At 32.0% G+C, this 20746-nt stretch carries 16 protein-coding genes and 1 other RNA gene; 16 read left to right on the top strand and 1 reads right to left on the bottom strand.

The window, feature by feature from the left end:
• From C4B25_RS01745 to C4B25_RS01705, 9 genes are all read left to right on the top strand, one after another.
• Positions 1 to 1095: a YihY/virulence factor BrkB family protein gene (locus tag C4B25_RS01745; RefSeq protein ID WP_131613345.1), complete on the top strand. Its 1095-nt coding sequence runs from the start codon at positions 1 to 3 to the stop codon at positions 1093 to 1095.
• A gap of 76 nt (positions 1096 to 1171) precedes the next feature.
• Positions 1172 to 2398 carry a signal recognition particle-docking protein FtsY gene (gene ftsY / locus C4B25_RS01740; protein ID WP_131613344.1) on the top strand — a complete coding sequence of 409 codons (1227 nt, stop codon included), beginning with the start codon at positions 1172 to 1174 and terminating at the stop codon, positions 2396 to 2398.
• A complete protein-coding gene (locus C4B25_RS01735) occupies positions 2391 to 2615 on the top strand; it encodes a sigma factor-like helix-turn-helix DNA-binding protein (protein ID WP_131613343.1) in 225 nt (74 codons plus the stop codon). The genes ftsY and C4B25_RS01735 overlap by 8 nt, the downstream gene beginning before the upstream one ends.
• Positions 2616 to 2747: 132 nt before the next feature.
• Positions 2748 to 3464, top strand: a complete 717-nt coding sequence (pyrH, locus tag C4B25_RS01730; RefSeq protein WP_131613342.1) for a UMP kinase — start codon at positions 2748 to 2750, stop codon at positions 3462 to 3464.
• 2 nt (positions 3465 to 3466) lie between these two features.
• Positions 3467 to 4018: a ribosome recycling factor gene (gene frr / locus C4B25_RS01725; RefSeq protein WP_131613341.1), complete on the top strand. Its 552-nt coding sequence runs from the start codon at positions 3467 to 3469 to the stop codon at positions 4016 to 4018.
• A 35-nt stretch (positions 4019 to 4053) separates the two neighbouring features.
• Positions 4054 to 5010: a phosphatidate cytidylyltransferase gene (locus tag C4B25_RS01720; protein ID WP_131613340.1), complete on the top strand. Its 957-nt coding sequence runs from the start codon at positions 4054 to 4056 to the stop codon at positions 5008 to 5010.
• Positions 5011 to 5219: 209 nt separating this feature from the next.
• Complete coding sequence (locus C4B25_RS01715; RefSeq protein ID WP_131613339.1) at positions 5220 to 8903, top strand: PolC-type DNA polymerase III; 3684 nt, start codon at positions 5220 to 5222, stop codon at positions 8901 to 8903.
• Entirely contained in the window at positions 8884 to 9417 is a 534-nt protein-coding gene (locus C4B25_RS01710) for a helix-hairpin-helix domain-containing protein (protein WP_131613338.1), read from the top strand. The genes C4B25_RS01715 and C4B25_RS01710 overlap by 20 nt, the downstream gene beginning before the upstream one ends.
• Before the next feature lie 93 nt (positions 9418 to 9510).
• On the top strand, positions 9511 to 10872 hold the full coding sequence (locus C4B25_RS01705) for a hypothetical protein (protein WP_131613337.1): 1362 nt from the start codon (positions 9511 to 9513) through the stop codon (positions 10870 to 10872).
• A gap of 34 nt (positions 10873 to 10906) precedes the next feature.
• Here the strand turns inward: C4B25_RS01705 and C4B25_RS01700 are convergent, their stop codons facing one another.
• Positions 10907 to 11773: a thymidylate synthase gene (locus tag C4B25_RS01700; protein ID WP_131613336.1), complete on the bottom strand. Its 867-nt coding sequence runs from the start codon at positions 11771 to 11773 to the stop codon at positions 10907 to 10909.
• A 112-nt stretch (positions 11774 to 11885) separates the two neighbouring features.
• Between C4B25_RS01700 and C4B25_RS01695 the strand changes: the two genes are divergently transcribed.
• The 7 genes from C4B25_RS01695 (at position 11886) to carB (ending at position 20732) form a co-directional block, all read left to right on the top strand.
• On the top strand, positions 11886 to 12638 hold the full coding sequence (locus C4B25_RS01695) for a nitroreductase family protein (protein ID WP_131613335.1): 753 nt from the start codon (positions 11886 to 11888) through the stop codon (positions 12636 to 12638).
• Between the two features lie 20 nt (positions 12639 to 12658).
• An RNA gene (gene ffs / locus C4B25_RS01690) (signal recognition particle sRNA small type) lies at positions 12659 to 12744 on the top strand.
• 79 nt (positions 12745 to 12823) lie between these two features.
• A complete protein-coding gene (locus C4B25_RS01685; protein WP_131613334.1) occupies positions 12824 to 13681 on the top strand; it encodes an aspartate carbamoyltransferase catalytic subunit in 858 nt (285 codons plus the stop codon).
• Positions 13674 to 14981: a type I glutamate--ammonia ligase gene (gene glnA / locus C4B25_RS01680; RefSeq protein WP_131613333.1), complete on the top strand. Its 1308-nt coding sequence runs from the start codon at positions 13674 to 13676 to the stop codon at positions 14979 to 14981. The genes C4B25_RS01685 and glnA overlap by 8 nt, the downstream gene beginning before the upstream one ends.
• Before the next feature lie 263 nt (positions 14982 to 15244).
• The gene (locus C4B25_RS01675) at positions 15245 to 16477 is read left to right on the top strand and encodes a dihydroorotase (RefSeq protein ID WP_131613332.1); all 1233 of its coding nucleotides are present in this window, start codon (positions 15245 to 15247) and stop codon (positions 16475 to 16477) included.
• Complete coding sequence (gene carA / locus C4B25_RS01670) at positions 16477 to 17550, top strand: glutamine-hydrolyzing carbamoyl-phosphate synthase small subunit (RefSeq protein WP_131613331.1); 1074 nt, start codon at positions 16477 to 16479, stop codon at positions 17548 to 17550. The genes C4B25_RS01675 and carA overlap by 1 nt, the downstream gene beginning before the upstream one ends.
• Positions 17550 to 20732 (top strand): carbamoyl-phosphate synthase large subunit, encoded by a 3183-nt coding sequence (gene carB, locus C4B25_RS01665; RefSeq protein ID WP_131613330.1) that lies wholly within the window; start codon positions 17550 to 17552, stop codon positions 20730 to 20732. The genes carA and carB overlap by 1 nt, the downstream gene beginning before the upstream one ends.
• The last annotated feature ends 14 nt before the right edge of the window (positions 20733 to 20746 follow it).

Raw genomic sequence — 20746 nt, 5'->3', positions numbered from 1 at the left:
ATGTTTAAAAATTTCTTTAATAAAAATAAAGAAAAACATAAAGGGAAAATTAAAGTAGGATGACAGAAGAAACGTAAAAGAACATCTCTTTGAACAAAGATTAAGAGTTTCAAATTCCAAAAATCTTCAAAAAGATTAGTTCAAAACGTAATTATTCGTCCTAAGAAAATTTCCGTAGCTGAAAGAATTGTTAAATCCATAATTTGGGTGGCGTTAAGACTTGCCATCCGTCCTAAGCATTGAAAGGATGATAGGAAGAACTATCAGATTATTGATAGGGCTTATAAACGTATTATGGCCCCTGACTTCTTATTCATTCCGCCGGCCTTTGCGTTTTATCTTATTATGGCGTTTATGCCCATCATTCTGTTAACACTATTAATAGTGTCTAATGTTCCTCAAGTCTTTTCGTTCGTTGAATCGACATTGAATGCATTTACAGGTGGTAACGCATCAACATTTACAAGTATCCTAAAGCATGTTAAAACTGCAGGTGCTATTTCTACATTGGTAGTAATGATTTTACTTTCATTGTGAATTGCTTCTGGTGGATTCTCTAAATTCGTTTATACAGAATCTTATGTTTATGAACATGATAAAGTTGGTGGATACTGAATGAATAAATTCAGGGGAATGTTTATCGTTGGTTGTGTAACGATCTATGCAGCTATAGGTCTTATATTCCTTTCAACAATTCCATGAATAATTACAAAAATGGGATTAGATATGGACTCAACATGATACTCAGTGCTTTACTACATAATTCTTTCTGGTGGAGCATTTGCAGGTATCTATATTGGGGTTGTATTGTTGTTTACACTAACCCCTAGATTTAAACAAACTTGAAGACAAGTGCACCCTGGTGCTCTTGCGACAACAATTCCCACAGCTGGTTTCATTATCTTATTTACATTGTTAACTAAGGTATTCTTCAGATATGAAGCATATGGTATTTTAGGTATGTTTATGACCATTGCAGCTTCTATGTTCCAAATTTCATATTTTATATATGTTGGACTTATAGTTAATGTCGTGTTCTATAAAACACACTATGGCGAAAAAACAATTCCGAAAAAAACCATTTCGAAGAAATAAACTTAATCAAATCGCAATAATGCGATTTTTTTTATTATTTTCTTCACATAATTTTCCTAGTCTATATAATATATGTATGAGATTTTTTGAAAAATTAAAAAAGAGACTTTTTACTCTAGACCCACACGGAGAAGAGAAGAAAAGTAAAAAAAATAAAGAGCACGACGGAGAAACAACACAAGTTAATTTAGACCACATGGATATGGAGCACAAGACATTCGAGTCTGAGTTCCAAGGGGCTAAGAGATTTGATTCTTTTACATTAGATGATACTGTTGAAGTTAAAACAGAAGAAGTAATTCAAAAAGAAAAGAAAATTGCCAAGAAACTTAAGAAAGAAAAGCTTAAGAAGAAGAAAAAAGAAAAGAAACTTGATAAGTATGTTGCTGGTCTAGATAAAACTGGATCTTCATTCTCTAGACGTCTAAAAGAACTTCAAACTCGTCACAACGTTGTTGATGAAGATTATCTTGAAGATCTTGAAGAGGCTTTAATAATGTCTGACATTTCAGTTGAACTAGTTATGGATATCGTTGACGAAGTTCGTAAAGAAGTTAAGATTGAAAACGTTACTGACATTTCACTTGTTAATGAAATTATCGCGGAAAAAATGTTTGTTATCTATACAAACAAATCAAATATTGATACTTCACTAAATATTGAAGAAGGAAGAATCAATGTAATTCTTATGGTTGGAGTTAATGGTGCTGGTAAAACAACATCAATCGCTAAACTTGCAAACATGTTAAAAGAAGAAGGTAAGAAAGTTCTAATTGCAGCAGGAGATACATTCCGTGCTGGAGCAGTAGAACAACTTGGTGTTTGAGCCGAAAGAATAGGTTGTGAAATTGTTAAGCCCATTAAAGAAGGTATTGACCCTGCTTCTGTTGTGTATGATGCAGTCGCTAAAGCTAAAGCTGAAGAATATGATGTATTAATTATCGATACAGCTGGAAGACTTCAAAATAAAGTTAACCTAATGAACGAATTAGCTAAGATGAATAAAATTATTCAAAAAGAAATTCCTGACGCACCACATGAATCATTACTTGTTATTGATGCTACAACTGGTCAAAATGGTGTTTCTCAAGCCACATCATTCAAAGAGGTTACACCATTATCAGGAATCATCCTTACAAAAATGGACGGAACTTCAAAAGGTGGTATCGTTCTAACTATTAAAGACAAATTAGAACTTGCCGTTAAATACATGGGTCTTGGTGAATCACTTGATGATTTACAAGAATTTGATCTGGATGCATTTATTTATGGAATGACAAAAGGATTAATGGAAGATGAATAAGTTAGAAGAAAGAGAGTACTACTTAGAACTTTTTGATAAGTACAGTGCATTCCTAACTCAAACCCAAAAACAAGCAATTCAATTATGTTGAATAGAAGACTTATCATTAGCCGAAGCATCAGAAGTAGTCGCTACAACAAGAAGTGCGATACATGATGCTATTAATAAAGGTAAGAAAAAACTGGACAAAATTAATAAAAAGATGAATGGTGAATAAACCAAAAGAACTAGAATTAGTTCTTTTTTATTTTCTTAAAATATACCTTTTAAATAATTGATGTAATTCAACAAAATTACAAGAGTATTTTAAATTGATGTATAATTTTTAAAGAAATTAAAAGGGGTTTATATGAAATATAAGAGAATTATTATCAAGCTTTCAGGTGAAGGTTTAGCGAATAAAGAAGATAGTTTATCAATTGATTTTAAAAAAGTTAAATTAATTGCTGAACAAATAAAACAAATTCAAGAAGAAGGTGTTGAAGTTGGTGTTGTTGTTGGTGGAGGTAACTTCTGAAGAGGTGCTTCTGCAGAGAAAAATGGTATTCCAAGATCAAGAGCAGATTACATTGGAATGCTTGCAACAATCATGAATTCATTAGCACTTCAATCAGGATTTGAAGGTTGCGGAATTAAAACAAGAGTTCAATCAGCAGTTAACATCGACCAAAGAGTAGCTGAATATTACATTAAAGAAAAAGCAGTTAACTATCTTTCACATGGTGAATTAGTTATCTTTGCTGGTGGAACAGGTAGACCATTCTTTACAACAGATACAACTTCTACACTTGTTGCTTCAGAAATTGGAGCTGATATTATCCTTATGGGTAAAAATGGAATTGATGGAATTTATACAGCTGATCCCAAAGTAGATTCTTCAGCTGAACACATTGATGTAATTACATATGATGAATTATTAGAAAGAGGACTTGCAGTTATGGACTCAACAGCCGCTGCAATGGCTAGAGATAATGGAGTTAGCTTAATGGTATTTAACATTAACGAAAAAGACTCATTAGTAAAAGCGATTAAAGGAAACATTAAACATACTAAGGTGGTTAAATAATTATGGAATTAGATTTATACTTAATGGAAGCTGAAGAAGGAATGTCAACAGCGGTTGAAAATTACGGAATTAACATTTCAAGAATTTCAGCTGGTAGAGCAAACCCGATGATTTTAAATTCAGTTAAAATGGATTACTATGGAACACCAACACCAATTAACCAATTGGCTTCAATTTCTGTTCCAGAACCAAGACAATTATTGATTAAACCCTTTGAACAAAATATCAATAAAGACATCGTAGCAGTAATTAATTCTGCTTCGCTTGGATTGAATGCGGTTGATGAAGGACATCAAGCACGTATCACTTTCCCAGAACTTACTACAGATCGTAGAAGACAACTTGTTAAAAACTTAAGCGAATTTACTGAACAAGCTAAAATCGGTGTTCGTGCAGCTAGACAAGATGCAAACAAAATGATTAAAAAAGATGATGAACTATCTGAAGATGACGTAAGAGCATACTTAGATGAAATTCAAAAATTAACAAACTCATTCACTGCAAAAATAGATGCGATGACAAAAGAAAAAACACAAGAACTAATGACAATCTAGGTTAAACCTAGTTTTTTTCTACTATAATTATATATATGAAAAATTACCTAAAAAAAGTTAACCCAAGATATCCATCAGCAATCATTGCTATCTTGCTTATAATCCCTGTATTCATTTGTATTATACTAGGAGGCAAAGGAGGAAGAATCTTCGGTTCTATCTTCATGATTGTTGGAGCCATGTATGGTTCTTATGAATTCATTAAACATATGAAGCTTCACACCGTTTCAAAAATACTAATACCGTTTTTAACAATCTCAGTCTTTTTAGTTGAAAAAGATTTTGTGATGATTGATATTGTCGCAGATGGATTTGGGAGAGGAGCTGTCTTTGGCGAAGGTAGGATGTATTTAACTCATATGATTGGGTTCTCAACAATACTTATTCCTGCAATTGTATTGACATTAGTTCTTTTCGACCCTGTTGCAACTGCAGATGGAAATAGACTTAGAACATACATCTATACATTATTCATAACTGTTGCAGTTGGGATATTCTTTAGAGTCCTTTTCTCAATTACTGTTATAGATTGAAAAATTGTAATGCTATTAGTTCCTGTGGCAATCATCTCTGATACTTTTGCATATATTGGTGGTTCATTATTGGGTAAAAAATTCCCTAAGAAGTTAGCACCTAAAATTTCACCTAAAAAGACTTGAGTTGGATTTATAACTGGATATTTATTTGCAGTTCTGTACATTGTTCTTTATATCCACTTTACAGGTATATTTAAATTCGATAATGGTAATTATATAGTTGACAATTCATTAATTTTAAAAGGTCGTTATGTAACTCTATTTGTTATGTTAGCGTTAGCCTTACCTATTGTATCTCCCGTCGGTGATCTTGTATTCTCTTCATTCAAAAGAGAAATGGGAATTAAAGATTATGGAAAAATTATGCCAGGTCATGGTGGACTACTAGATAGAATAGATTCTTGAATATTTATAGTAATAACATTTTCAATGATTTTTGAAATGTTAGTATGATAATAAAAAACCTTAATAATTAGGTTTTTTTATTTCGCCATTTTTTCAAACTAAATAATTAAGGAAAACATACAAAAACCCAATAAAAAATAGAGGTATTGAAGTAAAGTTATGGAAGATTTTTTTCTTTAAAAATCAATTCTCCACACAAGTGTTATTTTTAATGTGTTTTTTCAGTGCAAGTATCAACCTTACTATATAATTTAATAACTATGAAACAAAAGTTTATAAAATTCGCAGAAAAAATTAAATATGAAATCAACCCAGAACTATCAGAAGCACAGATTTACGGTGCTAAATTACTAGAAAAGGATGTGTTTGAACTATACTTTAGGTTCGAATCTACTCCTTCAGTTGATACTATGGCAGAGTTCATAGCAGCTATTAATGAAAATTTTGAATTTAGAGCAAAATTAAATTTCAAAATAGAAGAAGTTAGTCAAGAAGAAGAGGTTGTTGCTGGATATATCCAGTATGTTATTAAATCATTCATAAATATGCCTCATGTTGCAATGCAATTATCAAAAGAACAATTTTCTTTTGAAGGCGGTAAAATGAAGATTGAATTCAAAACAAGAAAACAATTAGAAAAGATCGAAGAGTTAACCAAAGATATTATTAGAGGAATGAAAATGCTCGGATTTGGTAACTTAGAATTGGATCTTGTTTTCAAAGAACCTGAGTGAAATCTTTTAGAAATGGCAGCTAAGGAAAAAGAAGAGATATTAAAAAGGGAATTACCAAAAATTGATTCTCAACAATCAGCTGCACCAGTTGAACACCAAAAAGTTAAAAAATACAATTCAAAAGCTATTCAACTTTCAATTCCTGAAGCAAAAGAATTGCAAAATGAACGTGTAACTGTTGAAGGTGAAATCTTTGCTAGAGAAGCAAAAGTTACCAAAACTGGATGAAACATAATTGAACTTGCTATTACGGATTATAAAGATGCTGTTTATCTTTCTATCTTTGCAGGTAAAGGTGAAGAAGAAGCTGCAAAGTATAGCCAATATAAAGTTGGTGGTTGAGTAAGTGTTTCTGGTCAAATGACATTAAATACTTATAAAGGTAGCCAACACGAGATTAAAGTTAATAAGATTGCTCCAATCAAACCTAAAAAATCTAATAGACAAGATAACGCAACTAAAAAACGTGTAGAACTAAATACAAAAACAATTATGTCTACAATGGATGGTATTGCTTCTGCTAGTGATTATGTATCAAGAGCTAAAGAATGAGGACATAGTGCTATTGCTATTCTTGATTCTGAATCAGTTCAATCATTCCCGGAATTTTATAACTCTTCAAAAGGTATAAAAGCCATTTATGGGTGTTCCTTTAATATGATTAATAGAGAAGCCAACTCAGTTATTAATCCAACTGATCAAGGCTTATCAGATGCTAAATATATCGTATTCGACCTTGAAACAACTGGGCTTTCTCCTCGTTTCGAAGACATCATTGAATTCGGTGCTACAAAAGTTGTTGGCGGACAAATGGTTGACCGTAAACAATTCTTCATTAAACCTTCTAAACCAATTCCTGATTTCATCCAAGAATTAACAGGAATTACACAAGAGATGTGTGAAGATGCTGTAAATGAAGAACAAGGTATGAAAGATATCCGTGAATACATTGATGGTTATGTATTGGTAGCTCATAATGCTGCTTTCGATATGGGATTCATCGATGAAAAATTAGAGAAATATAATTTAGAACCATTAAATGCTGTAGTTGTGGATACATTGCCAGCTGCGAAGGTTCTTGATCCAGATCAAAAAAGATTTAGACTTGAAAATGTTGCTCTTAAGAATGGTCATACCTATGATTCAACAGTTGCTCACCGTGCTGATTACGACGCCGAAGTTCTTGCTAACACTTGATTAACAATGATCGCGAGATTTAAACGTAAAGGTATTACAACATTAAATGGATTAGCATCAGAAATCAATGACACTGTTTACAAAACATCATTTGCGAAAGAAGTTTCAGTAATTGCTAAGAATAACCAAGGTTTAAAAGAGGTGTTTAAGTTAGTTTCAAAATCACTGACAGAACAATACTACAGATCACCAAGATTATTCTGAGAAGATATTCCAAGATCTGAAAATATATTAATCGGATCAGGTGGACTTAAATCAAAATTTGTTGATTTATTACTTACTGGTACAACTAAACAAATTATTGAGGACATGAAGAAATATGATTACATAGAAGTGCAACCAATCAGAAACTTCTCACACTTGATATCAAGAAAAAATATATCTAAACAAAATGTTAAAGATACAATTAAATTTGTAATTGAAGAAGCTAAGAAAGCTGGTAAACCGGTTGTTGCGACAGGTGACGCTCGTTATGTAGATGATATGGATTCAATTTACCACTCAGTTTACATCAATGCTAAAGGTCTTGGTGGTGTTAGACACTATCTATTCAAATATAATGAAAGAAATCCTGAATACCCAATCCAATCACTTTTAACAACTAATGAGATGAAGGAAGAATTTGCATGATTAGGTATAGAAGATTTAATTGAAGAAATCGTTGTAACTAATACAAATATGATTGCAGATCAAATTGATGACAATATACAAGTTATTAAAGACGATCTATACACTCCTAAGATTGATCAATCAGATGAATTACTAACTGAACTTGTTTGAAAAACTGCAAAAGAACAATACGGTGAAGAATTGCCGGAAATTGTTTCAGATAGAATTGAAAGAGAACTTGGTAATATCATCAAATATGGTTTTGGTGTTGCTAAGTCTCTTGAAGATGGGTACTTAGTTGGTTCTCGTGGATCTGTTGGTTCATCTATTGTTGCTACTTTCTCTGGTATTACAGAAGTAAACCCATTACCAGCTCACTATGTATGTAAGAATTGTAAATACTCTGAATTCCATGGTGGAGGAGAATTTAAATGTGGATACGACTTACCAGATAAGTATTGTCCAAAATGTGAAACAATGCTTTACAAAGAAGGGCATGATATTCCATTCGAAACTTTCCTTGGTTTTGAAGCTGATAAAGTTCCTGATATCGACCTTAACTTCTCAGGTGATTACCAACCAATCATTCACCAAGAAGTTAAAAGAATATTTGGTGACAAACACGCTTTCCGTGCCGGAACAATTTCTACCGTTGCTGAAAAAACTGCGTTTGGTTATGTTCGTGCTTGAGCAGAGGAAAATGGGAAAACAATTTCTAGAGCCTTCACAGAATTTATGGCTAAAAATGTTAAAGGTACAAAACGTACAACGGGTCAACACCCTGGTGGTATCATTATCATTCCTGGAGAATTTGATGTTGAAGACTTCTCGGCAATTAACTTCCCAGCAAATGATACTGACGCCGCTTGAAAAACAACCCACTTCGACTTCCACGCCATCCACGATAACGTTCTTAAATTAGACTTACTTGGACACGATGATCCCACCGCTATTAAAATGCTGGAGAGATTAACAGGTGTGATTGCTACAGAAATTCCTAACTGTGATGAAAATATTATTTCTTTATTCTCTTCACCAAAAGCATTAGGTATTGAACCACAAGATATTTCTGGAGAAACAACTGGAGCCATGGGTATTCCTGAATTTGGTACAAAATTCGTACGTGGGATGCTTAAATCAGTTAAGGTTGATACATTTGCTGACTTAGTATCTATTTCAGGTCTATCTCATGGTACAGATGTTTGAACAAACAATGGTGCTGACTTAATCCGTGACTACAACACTGTCGTGATGACATCATGACATACCTTATTAATAAAGGTATGGATTCAAAAGAGTCATTCGTTATCATGGAACAAGTTCGTAAAGGTAAATCAGTTACCGCTGAACAAGAAGAAAAAATGAAAGCTGCAGGTGTTGAAGAATGATTACAGCGTATGTTAAAATGGCATGAAGAATTGCATGATTTAAACTTTACCATCCACTAGCTTACTATGCAACTTACTTTACTACCAGAGCGGATGTTTCTGATGTTGAAACATTGATGGAAGGTAAAGAAAAAATAAAAGAGGTTCTTGTTGACTTCAAAGCTAGAAGGTATAAACGTGGTGAAGAAGCGCTAAGTAATAAAGAAGAAAATCTAATTCCTATATTAGAACTTTCTGAAGAATTATATGCACGTGGATTTAACGTTTCAAATATTGATATCAATAACTCACTAGCTAATGAATGAAAAATACATGAAAATGGAAGAACATTAATTCCTCCATTCTCAACAATTGATGGACTTGGAGATGCTGTTGCAGTAAGTATTGTAAAAGCAAGACAAGAAAGAGAATTTACATCTGTTGAAGATGTTATGAAACGTTCTTCTCTAAATAAGACATCAAAAGAAAAACTTAATAAACTTGGTGTGTTTAAAGGTATGGAAGAAACAAACCAATTATCACTATTCTAAAACTTACTAAGGTAAGTTTTTTTATTTCGATTAATAGCTCATCATTTTTTTAATTTATAATTTAATTATAAATATATTCAATGAGGAGTAAAGATGAAGACTAAAAGAAGAATAACAATGGGAGTACTGGCTGCTGTTATAGTTGCAACGCCAATGATCGCCGTTTCATGTGGCGACAAAAACAAAGAATTAGAAAATAAAAGAAGAGAAGCTGAAGCAAAAGAATTGGAAAGAAAAGAACTAGCAAGAAGAAAGCAAAAAGTTGATGAAAAAAGACGAAAAGCACAAGAAGAAATAGATAATATACAAACTCAAAATTACGAAGCTATTAAGAAAATGTTAAAAGAAGACCCATATTATAATATAAATCCATTCCATAGGGCATCAGATTTAGCGAAAAAAATAAAAGACCTCGAAAGTCTTGCTCATGTCTTTGCATTAAGGGTCGGGCAACGTGAGTTACCTTTCCCCTATAAGTCAGACTTTGAAGTTACTGCCGTTGGAGATGAAAATGGTTGAATAACTGTGACCGTAATTATGCACACAAAAGATGCTACTAACCCCGACTCCGCACCTTTAGAGGTTTATAATCATGTTAAAAATGATGTAGAAATGGAAAAATTAGAAAAAAAATGAGCTGCCGAAAAAGCGGAAGAAGAGAGAATCAAAAGAGAAAAAGAAGAACACAAAAAAATGATGAATGCAAAAGGATTTGAGGAGATTGAGGATAAAGTTTGATACAACAAAGAGAAACAAATCGTTGATTATCAATGAAATGATTTTGAGAGAAACAGTCTTTGAGGAGAATCAAGTCACATGGACACTTTACTGAAAAATAAAGAGAAGTATCCAGTCAAACACTTAATTGCAAATAAAGTTAGATGATTTGATAATGGGGATGGAATAAATTCAAGGAATGGGATTTGACATAATTTTATAAGAATTTATAAAAATACGCTAGAAAGCGTTGAAATGAAATCCTTGGAAGATGTTTGGATGCCTCTTTTCAAATCTAACGAAAAAGAGAAAGACCTTCCTAAACTCGATACATTAATTGTTCCAAAATTAAAAGTGCTATGAGAACACGGTTTCAGTGGCGTTAATTTAAAATACTTAGATATTTCTGAAAGCAAAGAAATTGAGTCCTTCTTCCCTCATGGAGCTACACTCGGAGAGGATATTGAAAAAGGTTGAACAAAGACTTGAGGGAGAGGGGAACTTCCGATGATTAATGATGCATCAAGTATAATTGTGATATCCGAGAATTATAATTGAGAAAATAGCAAACGCAAAACATGGAAGTATAATACTTTAAAAGACCAAACTGAAGAAATAAAAATAAGTTTTAAACAACGTTCAAAAAAAGATGGCAAATTACAAGATTTAGAGTGATATTTATCTTCTTGAACAAAAACAAAAGCAGATGGAACTTGAAGGTTAAGAATTAAAAAATAATATACAAAAAAACACGATTTCGTGTTTTTTTAAATTAAACCGCTACCTTACCTCTAATTAGAGGATGAGGATCGTAATCATGAAGCTCGATATCATCAAACGTAAAATCAAATAATGATTTAATGTTTTTGTTAAGTTCAACTCTAGGTAATTCCTTTGGTTTTCTAGAAAGTTGTTCATTCACCTGTTCGATGTGATTTGAGTAAATATGTGTATCACCTGTAGTGTGGATGAATTCTTTTGCTTTTAATCCAGTTACTTGCGCAACCATCATTAACAATAATGAATACGATGCTATATTAAAGGGAACTCCTAAGAATACGTCGGCTGATCTTTGGTACAGTTGTAATGATAACTCGCCATTATTGACAAAGAATTGGAAGAATGCATGACACGGTGGCAATGCCATACTCTCTATGTGTGGTGGGTTTCATGAAGAAACGATTAATCTTCTACTATCTGGGTTAACCTTAATTTGCTCAATTACATTTGCAAGTTGATCAACACCTTCGAAGTCTCTTCATTGTTTTCCATAAACTGGACCTAGCTCTCCATATTTTTTTGCGAATTCTTCATCAGTTTTTATCTTTTCAACAAATTCAGCTTGTGTCTCATTATTGTATTCATCGCTATTTTTGAAACTTTCATAGGGTCATTCATTTCAAATTCTCACACCATTATCAACTAAGTACTTGATATTTGTGTCCCCATTAATGAATCATAATAATTCGTGAACAACGGCTTTTCAAAAGACTTTCTTTGTTGTCAAAAGCGGGAAACCTTTTGTTAAATCATATCTTCTTTGTGTGGCGAATTTTGAAATAGTACCAGTACCTGTTCTATCATCTTTTTTAGAACCAGTTTCTAATATCTCTTCTATTAATGTTAAATATTGTTTCATGTTATCTCCTCTAATATTTGTATAATTAAATTATAAAGTTTTCAAGCTAAAAAAAATGATGGGCTATATTTAAATATCATTATAAAAAAAGTTGGAAAAGAAAGAGGTAAAAATGGATTTTTTAGAGAAACAATTAAACAGAAGAGCAGAAAGAGGTATGGATATTAATAAACCAATTTCAGCTGAAGATATTCAAAAATTAAAAGATGCCATCAACTCAGGTGCAACATCTATTAATGGTCAAGGAGCATCTGCAATATTTATTCAAGATAAAGAAATGATTGATAAGGTTGCAAAATACAATTGAAACCAAGAGCACATTAGAAAGGCTTCTCTTTTTGTTCTTTTCGTTGGGGATATGAATAGACTTAAGTATGCTTACGAAAGACAAGGTAAAAAAGACTGAGAGTTAAATGATGCTAACTTCAGTGAACTTTATGCAGTTGGAACAATTGATGCAACTATTAAAGCACAAGCTGTAGTTGATGCTGCTTTAGCATTAAACATGGGTAGTTGTTACATCGGAGGAATGAGAGCTGCTTCTGATAAATTAATTAAAGACTTAAACCTTCCTAGTAATGTATTTCCAGTTGTTGGATTAACAATCGGACACATTGACAAACAAGAAGAAGTAAAACCTAAAATGAATGTTGTGTTTGATGAAAAATATGATGATCAAGAAATGAAAAAAGAAGCTGATAGATATGATGAGGTTATGAAAGATTATTACGATAAACGTTCATCAAATAAAAAAGAGGCTAATTGAAGTTCTGAAACAATCGCTACATATAATTACGCATTTTCAAGTCCAATGTATGATGAGTATTACAAATTACTAAAAAGTAAATTTAATACTAAAAAGTAAACAATTATTATATAATTTATATGCCATCACAACGGTAACCTTGTAACCCGGTCAGGCCAGGAATGGAGCAGCCGCATCGAGAAGTGCGTGTGTGTGGTGGTTTTTTTACGCCATTTTTTTGTATGTGAGTGTTTTTTCACTTTTTTCTTGTTTAAAAAAATAAAAAAAGGAATAAAATAATTCTAATGAAGTTTTTAACGTCAAAAACATGAACAAGGGATAACCTCACAACTTTTTTTAAAAAAACCAGTGAGCGTGACTTTTGTTCCCTACGTAAAAAAACTTATGCAATGTTATTCTTCGAGAATTCAACAAGGACTCATTATTCGTTTAACAAGGCCGTTCAGGACTTGGGCGGAGAAGTTCTAGATTTCAATTCTAGTTCTTCTTCCTTAAACAAAGGCGAGTCCTTTTATGATACTGTTAAAACATTTGAAGCTTTTGGTGTTGATGGGATTGTTATAAGAAGCTCTATTAAAGAATATTGGAATGAACTTAAAGACATTAGGGTTCCAATTATAAATGCTGGTGATGGATCGGGTTCACACCCTTCACAAGCATTGCTCGATATGTACACAGTGTATAAAGAGAAGGGTCAAATAGAAAATCAAAAGATTTTAATTATTGGAGATATAAAACATTCTAGAGTAGCTAAGACTAATATAGACGTGTGAAGAAAAGTTGGTTCTCATGTAGATATTACAGGACCTAAGGAATTTAAAATTGATGATCCAAATTGAATTGATGAATTTGATTCAAAATTAGACCAATATGATGTTGTGATGCTATTGAGGATTCAAAAGGAAAGATTAGAAACTGAATATAATGATGAGAATTATAATAAGAAATTTGGGTTGAATGCCGATAGATTGAAGAAGATGAAAAAAGATGCATTGATAATGCATCCAGGACCATTCAATAGAGGCGTTGAACTTACTGATGATGTGCTTAACGATGAAAGATGTAAAATATGAGACCAAGTTAGAAACGGTGTTGAAGTTAGAAAAATGATAATTACCATTACGGAGGAGAAACATGACTAAAAAACAAATATTAGAACAAATTAAGGCAAAAGAAATTCAATTTATACAATTGCAATTTATAAACATACACGGGGAATTACATAGTGTTGAAATACCTTCAACACATATTGAGATAATGTTGAATTCAGAAACAATGATTGATGGTTCATCAATAAAAGGATATACAAAGATAGATAATTCGGATTTATTCCTTAAACCAGATTTAGAAACATTTTTAGTTCTTGAGTTTATGAATACACCATATACAGTTGCTAGAATCATCTGTGATGTATTGAATAAAGATGGAACAATGTTTGAGGGTGGTTCAAGACAAACACTAAGAAGACTAGAAAAAAGAGTGGCAAAATCAAATTACAAACTATTTGCAGGTTTAGAAGCTGAATTCTTCTTATTAGAAAAGAATGAAAAAGGTGAATTAGTTCCAGTTGATAAAGCTGATTACTTTGGAACAACACCAGGTGACACTGTTTCAGATTTAAAAAGAGAAATGGTTGTTCAATTAATGAATCATGGATTTGATATTGAAGCAGCACACAAAGAGGTTGCACCAGGACAACATGAAATTAACTTCAAATATGATACAGCACTTAAAACAGCTGACAGAATGATTACATTCAAATGAATCGTTAAAACAATTGCGGATCAATACGGATTAATTGCTACATTTATGCCTAAACCTTTTGAGGGTAAAAGTGGTTCTGGATTACATTCAAACATCTCAATCTTTAAAGACGGTAAAAATCTATTCTGTAATAAAGATAATGAATTATCTGATGAAATGATGCACTTTATTGCTGGTATTGTTAAAAGAACAAAAGAAATGACAGCTATTACAAATGCGTCAGTTAACTCATATAAAAGATTAATACCTGGATTTGAAGCTCCTAACTGTATCGCTTGATCAGATTCAAATAGATCAGCGATGATTAGAGTTCCAGCTTCTCGTGGAGCAGGAACACGTGTTGAAGTTAGATGTGTTGATGCAACAGCTAACCCATACATCATGTTAGCTGCATTATTCTCAGCGGGTATTGAAGGTATTGAAAACAAGGAAACACCTTTAAAACCAGTTTATAAAAACCTTTACAAACTAACTAAAGAAGAACTTGAAGAATTGAATGTTTCACACCTTCCAACATCATTTGGTGAAGCTTTAGAATTGTTTAGGGAATCAGAATTCTTAAAAGAGGTTATGGGTGAATGTCAATTTGATCATTATTATGCTCATAAGTCAAAAGAATGAAATGAATATCACCAAGCAGTACACCAATGAGAAATCGAAAAGTACATAAAATATTAATTTAAAACTCTTAAAAAAGAGTTTTTTTATTCAAAAAAATATGGTTAATAAAGCTTTTTATGGGTTAATTGTCCAATGTTATAATTTATTATCAAAACAAAATCTAATTTTTATGTAACATTATATTAATGCAAAAACTACAAAGAAACAAAACCAAAAATAGATCAATGGCTAAGAACCATGTACTATTTTTGATTTCTGTTTATATTTAATTTATAAGGGCTATCGTCCCTTATATTTTTTTGCAAATTTAAGGAGTTTAAATGAAATATATAAATGGTGTTATTTATTATAAAGATGAATTAATCAAAAAAGATTTCGCGATTATAAATAAAAGAATTGTATTCGAGGGATTGGAAGAGATTAATGAAGAAGTGAATCTAGAGGGCAAGATAGTATCACCTGGATTTGTAGATGTTCATGTACACACTAGAGTCCCAGGATTTGAATATAAAGAAGATTTAGAGCATATTGAAAAAGCAATGCTGTATGGAGGGTTTACACACGCTGTAGCTCAATCAAATACAAACCCAAAACCTGATAATGTAAAAACATTAAAAGAAATACAAGGAATGTTAGATGAGAAACGTGTCAACATAATTCAAGCTGGAAGAATAACTAAAGAAGATAAAGTTGTGGATATTGAAGAAATGTCAAAACACACAAGATTATTTACGGATGATGGTTATCCTGTTCAAGATGAAAAAGAAATGTTTAAAGCAATTCAATTAGCAAAAGCAACGGAATCAACATTAATACTCCATGAAGAAGATGCAAGTATTAAAGGGAAGATGTATCACTGTTCTTTATCCGAACAAGAAAACATACCCGCATTTAATGAAGAGTATGAATCAAACATGGTTAAAAGAGATATTGAATTAAACAAAGAAACAAATGCAAACATTCATATTCAACACATATCATCAAAAGACTCTATCAAATTAATTAAAGAAGCACAAAGCCAAGGAATGAATATAACTGCGGAATTAACGCCACACCATATGGCTCTTGATAATGAAATGATTATTAATGATGGTAAATTCAAAATGAACCCACCACTATCAAATCCAGAAACAAGACAAATATTAATAAAAGCTCTTAAGGATGAAGTTATAACAATTATTGCCACAGATCATGCTCCACACTCGGAAGAAGAGAAATCTGGAGGTTTTGAAAAAGCTGTCAATGGAATCATTGGATTAGAAACATCTTTTGCAGTGGTAAATACATTAGCAAGAAAATATGAAATAACATTGGAAACAATAATTAAAGCAATGTCAATCAACCCAGGTAAGTTAATGGGGATAAATACAAAACTTGAAGCAGGGAAAGTAGCCAACCTAACAATTCTTGATGTTGATAAAAAATGAACATTTAAAGAAGAAAATATTAAGTCAAAATCAAAAAATACACCATTTATAAATATGGAACTAATAGGTAAAGTGGACTCGGTTATTTTAAACGGAGAACACATCGTATTAGAAGGAGAGAAATAATGCACGATATCAAAATAGTCTTAGCAAATGGGGTAGAAATACCTTGTAAATCATTCGGATACAGAAAAGATGTATATGCGCCATTCATATTCAATACATCAATAGTTGGGTACCAAGAAGCACTAACTGACCCTTCATACAAAAAAGAAATACTAGTAATGTCATTCCCAATACAAGGGATATACGGAATTAATGAAATGGATTCTGAATCAGACAAAATTCATTTATCAGCTTTCGTAGTTAATAGTTTTGAAAAAAACTTTTCTAACAACCATGCAACAACTTCAATTGAAGACTTCTTAAATAAACATAAAGTTCAAGGTGTAACAAATGTCGATACTAGATTCTTAATTAAACAAATCAGAGAAAAAGGATCGATGCTTGGAGCAATCGTAGATATTAATGAACCAAAAGAAGAAGTTCTTAAGAAAATTGAAAAGATGACTTTCGAAGAACATGTTCAATCAGTATCACCAAAAGAAATTGAAGTACTTAATCCTGAAGGTAAAAAACATATTGTATTTTATGACTTTGGAGCAAAAAATAACATTATGAGAGAACTTGTTGGTAGAGGTTATAAATTAACAAGAGTTCCACATGATACACCAGCTAAAAAAGCAATGGAATTAAAACCTGATTTTGTATTCTTATCAAATGGTCCAGGAGATCCAGCTGAATTAACACCGATCGTTAAAGAAGTAAAAACTTTAATGGATAACAAAGTAAAAATCGCAGGTATTTGTTTGGGACACCAATTAATATCATTAGCATTAGGAGCTAAAACCGAAAGATTAAAATTCGGACACCATGCATCAAATCACCCAGTAAAAAATATTGAAACTGGAAAAGTGTACATCACTTCACAAAACCATAATTATGCAGTTACAAAAGGTACTTTACCAGAGGGAGTTGAAGTATTCTTAACTTCTTTAAATGATGAATCAATAGAAGGGCTTAAATCAGAAAAGTATGGAGTAATTTCTACACAATTCCATCCAGAAGCAGCGCCAGGTCCAACAGAAGCACGTGAATTCTTCGATTTATTTATCGAGTTTGTAAAGGGAGGTAAATAATGCCAGCAAGAAAAGATATAAAAAGAATATTAGTTTTAGGTTCAGGTCCAATTGTTATTGGTTCTGCAGCGGAATTTGATTATTCAGGAACACAAGCTTGTTTAGCGCTTAAAGAATTAGGATATGAAGTTATACTTGTAAATCCAAACCCAGCAACAATCATGACTGATAAGGAAATCGCTGATAAAGTTTACATGGAACCACTAACAGTTGATTTTGTTAAATGAATAGCTTCAATCGAAAAACCGGATGCTATCATTCCTAACCTTGGAGGACAAACTGCATTGAATCTTTGTGTTGAACTACACGAAGCTGGAATTCTTGATAGATACAATATTGAAATTCTAGGCCCACCAATCGAATCAATTATTGGGGCAGAAGATAGGAACACATTCAAGGAAGTAATGGAAGAAATGGACATACCTATGGCTCCATCTATCATTACAAATAATTTAGAAGAAGGATTGGAATTCGCTGAGAAAATTGGTTACCCAGTTATCATTAGACCATCATACACAATGGGTGGTTCTGGTGGAGGAATTGCAACAAACATTGAAGAATTAAAAACAATATTATCAAGAGGTATAAGACTATCTCCAATTAATGAATGTATGGTTGAAAAATCAATAGCAGGATTTAAAGAAGTTGAATACGAGGTAATGAGAGATGCAAACGATACAGCAATTGTTGTATGTAATATGGAAAATATTGACCCGGTTGGAATCCATACTGGTGATTCAATGGTTGTAGCCCCATCGCTAACACTTACAAACAAACAATACCAAATGTTAAGAGATGTATCTTTAAGAATAATTAAACGTTTCAAAATTCAAGGTGGATGTAATGTTCAAATAGCTCTTGATGAGCATTCGGATCAATTCTACATTATTGAAATTAATCCAAGGGTTTCAAGATCTTCAGCATTAGCTTCTAAAGCAACTGGATATCCAATCGCTAGAATTTCAGCAATGATTGCTGTAGGAATGAGACTGGATGAAATCCTAAACCCAATAACAAAAACAACATATGCATCATTTGAACCTTCAATTGATTACGTTGTAACTAAATTAGCAAGGTTCCCATTTGATAAATTCAGATCAAACAAATCTGACATATCAACATATATGCAAGCAACTGGTGAAACAATGGCAATTGGTCAATCATTTGAGGAGTCATTCTTAAAATCAATTAGATCATTGGACGCTGAATTCCAATTCACATGAGACGATAAAGAAGACTTCACAAAAGAATCTTTAATAGAAGAAATGAAAAATCCTACTGCATATAGAATTTGACAAATATTCAATGCATTTAGAGTCGGAGCAACGGTAGAAGAAATTTATGAAGCTACAAAAATAAATAAATTCTTCTTAAGAAAATTCGAACACATAATAAAAATTGAATTTGAACTTAAAGAAAATAAAGGTGATATAAAAACCTTGGAATACTCTAAGAAATTTGGATTCTCGGATTATGGTGTGGCCAAATTATGAGATAAAAGCGAATTAGAAGTTTATAAGCTAAGAGAACAAGAAAACATTAAGCCAGTATATAAAATGATTGATACATGTGGTGGAGAATTTGAATCAAAAACAAATTACTTATACTCAACATATAATGGATTTGATAACGAATCAAGAATTACTAAGAAGAAAAAAGTAATCATCATCGGTTCGGGTCCAATAAGAATTGGTCAAGGAGTTGAATTCGATTATTCAACAGTTCACTCAATATGATCATTTAAAAAACTAGGTTATGAAACAATTGTTATTAATAATAACCCCGAGACAGTTTCAACAGACTTCTCAATCGCTGATAAATTATATTTTGAACCAATAAACTTTGAAGAAGTTAAAGAAATTATTGATATGGAAAAACCAGATGGAGTAGTTCTTCAATTTGGTGGACAAACAGCAATCAACGTTGCTGAAAAACTTAGAGAAGCAGGTGTGGAAATCCTAGGAACACAAATAGAATCAATGGATATCTCAGAAGATAGAAAAAAATTCGAAGCGTTACTTAAAAAAGAAGGAATTACACAACCAAATTCAAAAGCAACAAAAGTGCTTGAAGACCTTCCTAAATTAGCATTAGAAATTGGTTATCCAGTTCTTATAAGACCATCATATGTTATTGGTGGAAAAGGAATGCAAGTTGTTTACAACGAAAAAGAATTAAAAGATTATCTAAAACTTAATGCACTTGATTATGTTGATAACATGGTCTTAATAGATAAATATTTAGCTGGTAAAGAAATTGAAGTTGATTGTGTTTCTGATGGTGAAGAAATATTTATACCAGGAATTATGGAACACATTGAAAAATCAGGTATTCACTCTGGTGATTCAACAACTGTATACCCAACAGTTTCTCTGAAAGATGAATTGAAAGCTGAAATCGTAGAAACAACGAGAAAACTTGCGAAAGCATTAAAAGTTAAGGGATTAATGAATATTCAATACATCGTATATGAAGATACATTATATGTCCTAGAAGTTAACTTACGTTCTTCAAGAACAATTCCATTTATCTCAAAATCAACAAGAAAGAATGTTGTGGAAATGGCTGTTCAAGTATTAGATGGTAAAAAGATAACTGAAATCACAGATCAAGTTGGAGAATACAAAATGGACAATGAGAAATACTATGTTAAATCACCAGTATTCTCATTCCACAAGTTATACAAAGTAACAGATACAATATTAGGTCCAGAGATGAAATCAACAGGTGAATCAATCGGTATTGATTACAACTTAGATAAAGCCTTATACAAATCATTACTAGGTGCTAACTTCGATCCTCTAAAACACTCAAAAGTAATATTGAGTGTAGCGGATGATGCGAAAGAACAAGCATTAAAAATAGCTAAAAACTTAAGAAGAGTAAAAATTAAAATTTACGCAACACCAGGAACTGCAAAATACTTAAGAGAAAACGGTATTGAAGTTAATGAAGTTAAAAAATTAGATGGAAGCAATAACATTATTGACTTAATTAAAAATGAAAAAATATCTTACATCGTTAACATACCAACATCAGGTAATAAGTCAATAAACGATGCAAGAAATATAAGAATGGTAGCACTTAAATCAGGTGTGCCAGTAATTACCTCAATTAGATTGGGAAGAGCAATAGCAAGAATGACTGAGTTTATGAGATTCCTTGTAAACGAAGCATATTAAAAAGGAGAATATTA

The sequence above is a fragment of the Mycoplasma todarodis genome (assembly GCF_004335995.1).
Lineage (GTDB): Bacteria > Bacillota_I > Bacilli_A > Mycoplasmatales > Metamycoplasmataceae > Mycoplasma_K > Mycoplasma_K todarodis.
This window is presented reverse-complemented; position numbering and strand designations above follow the sequence as displayed.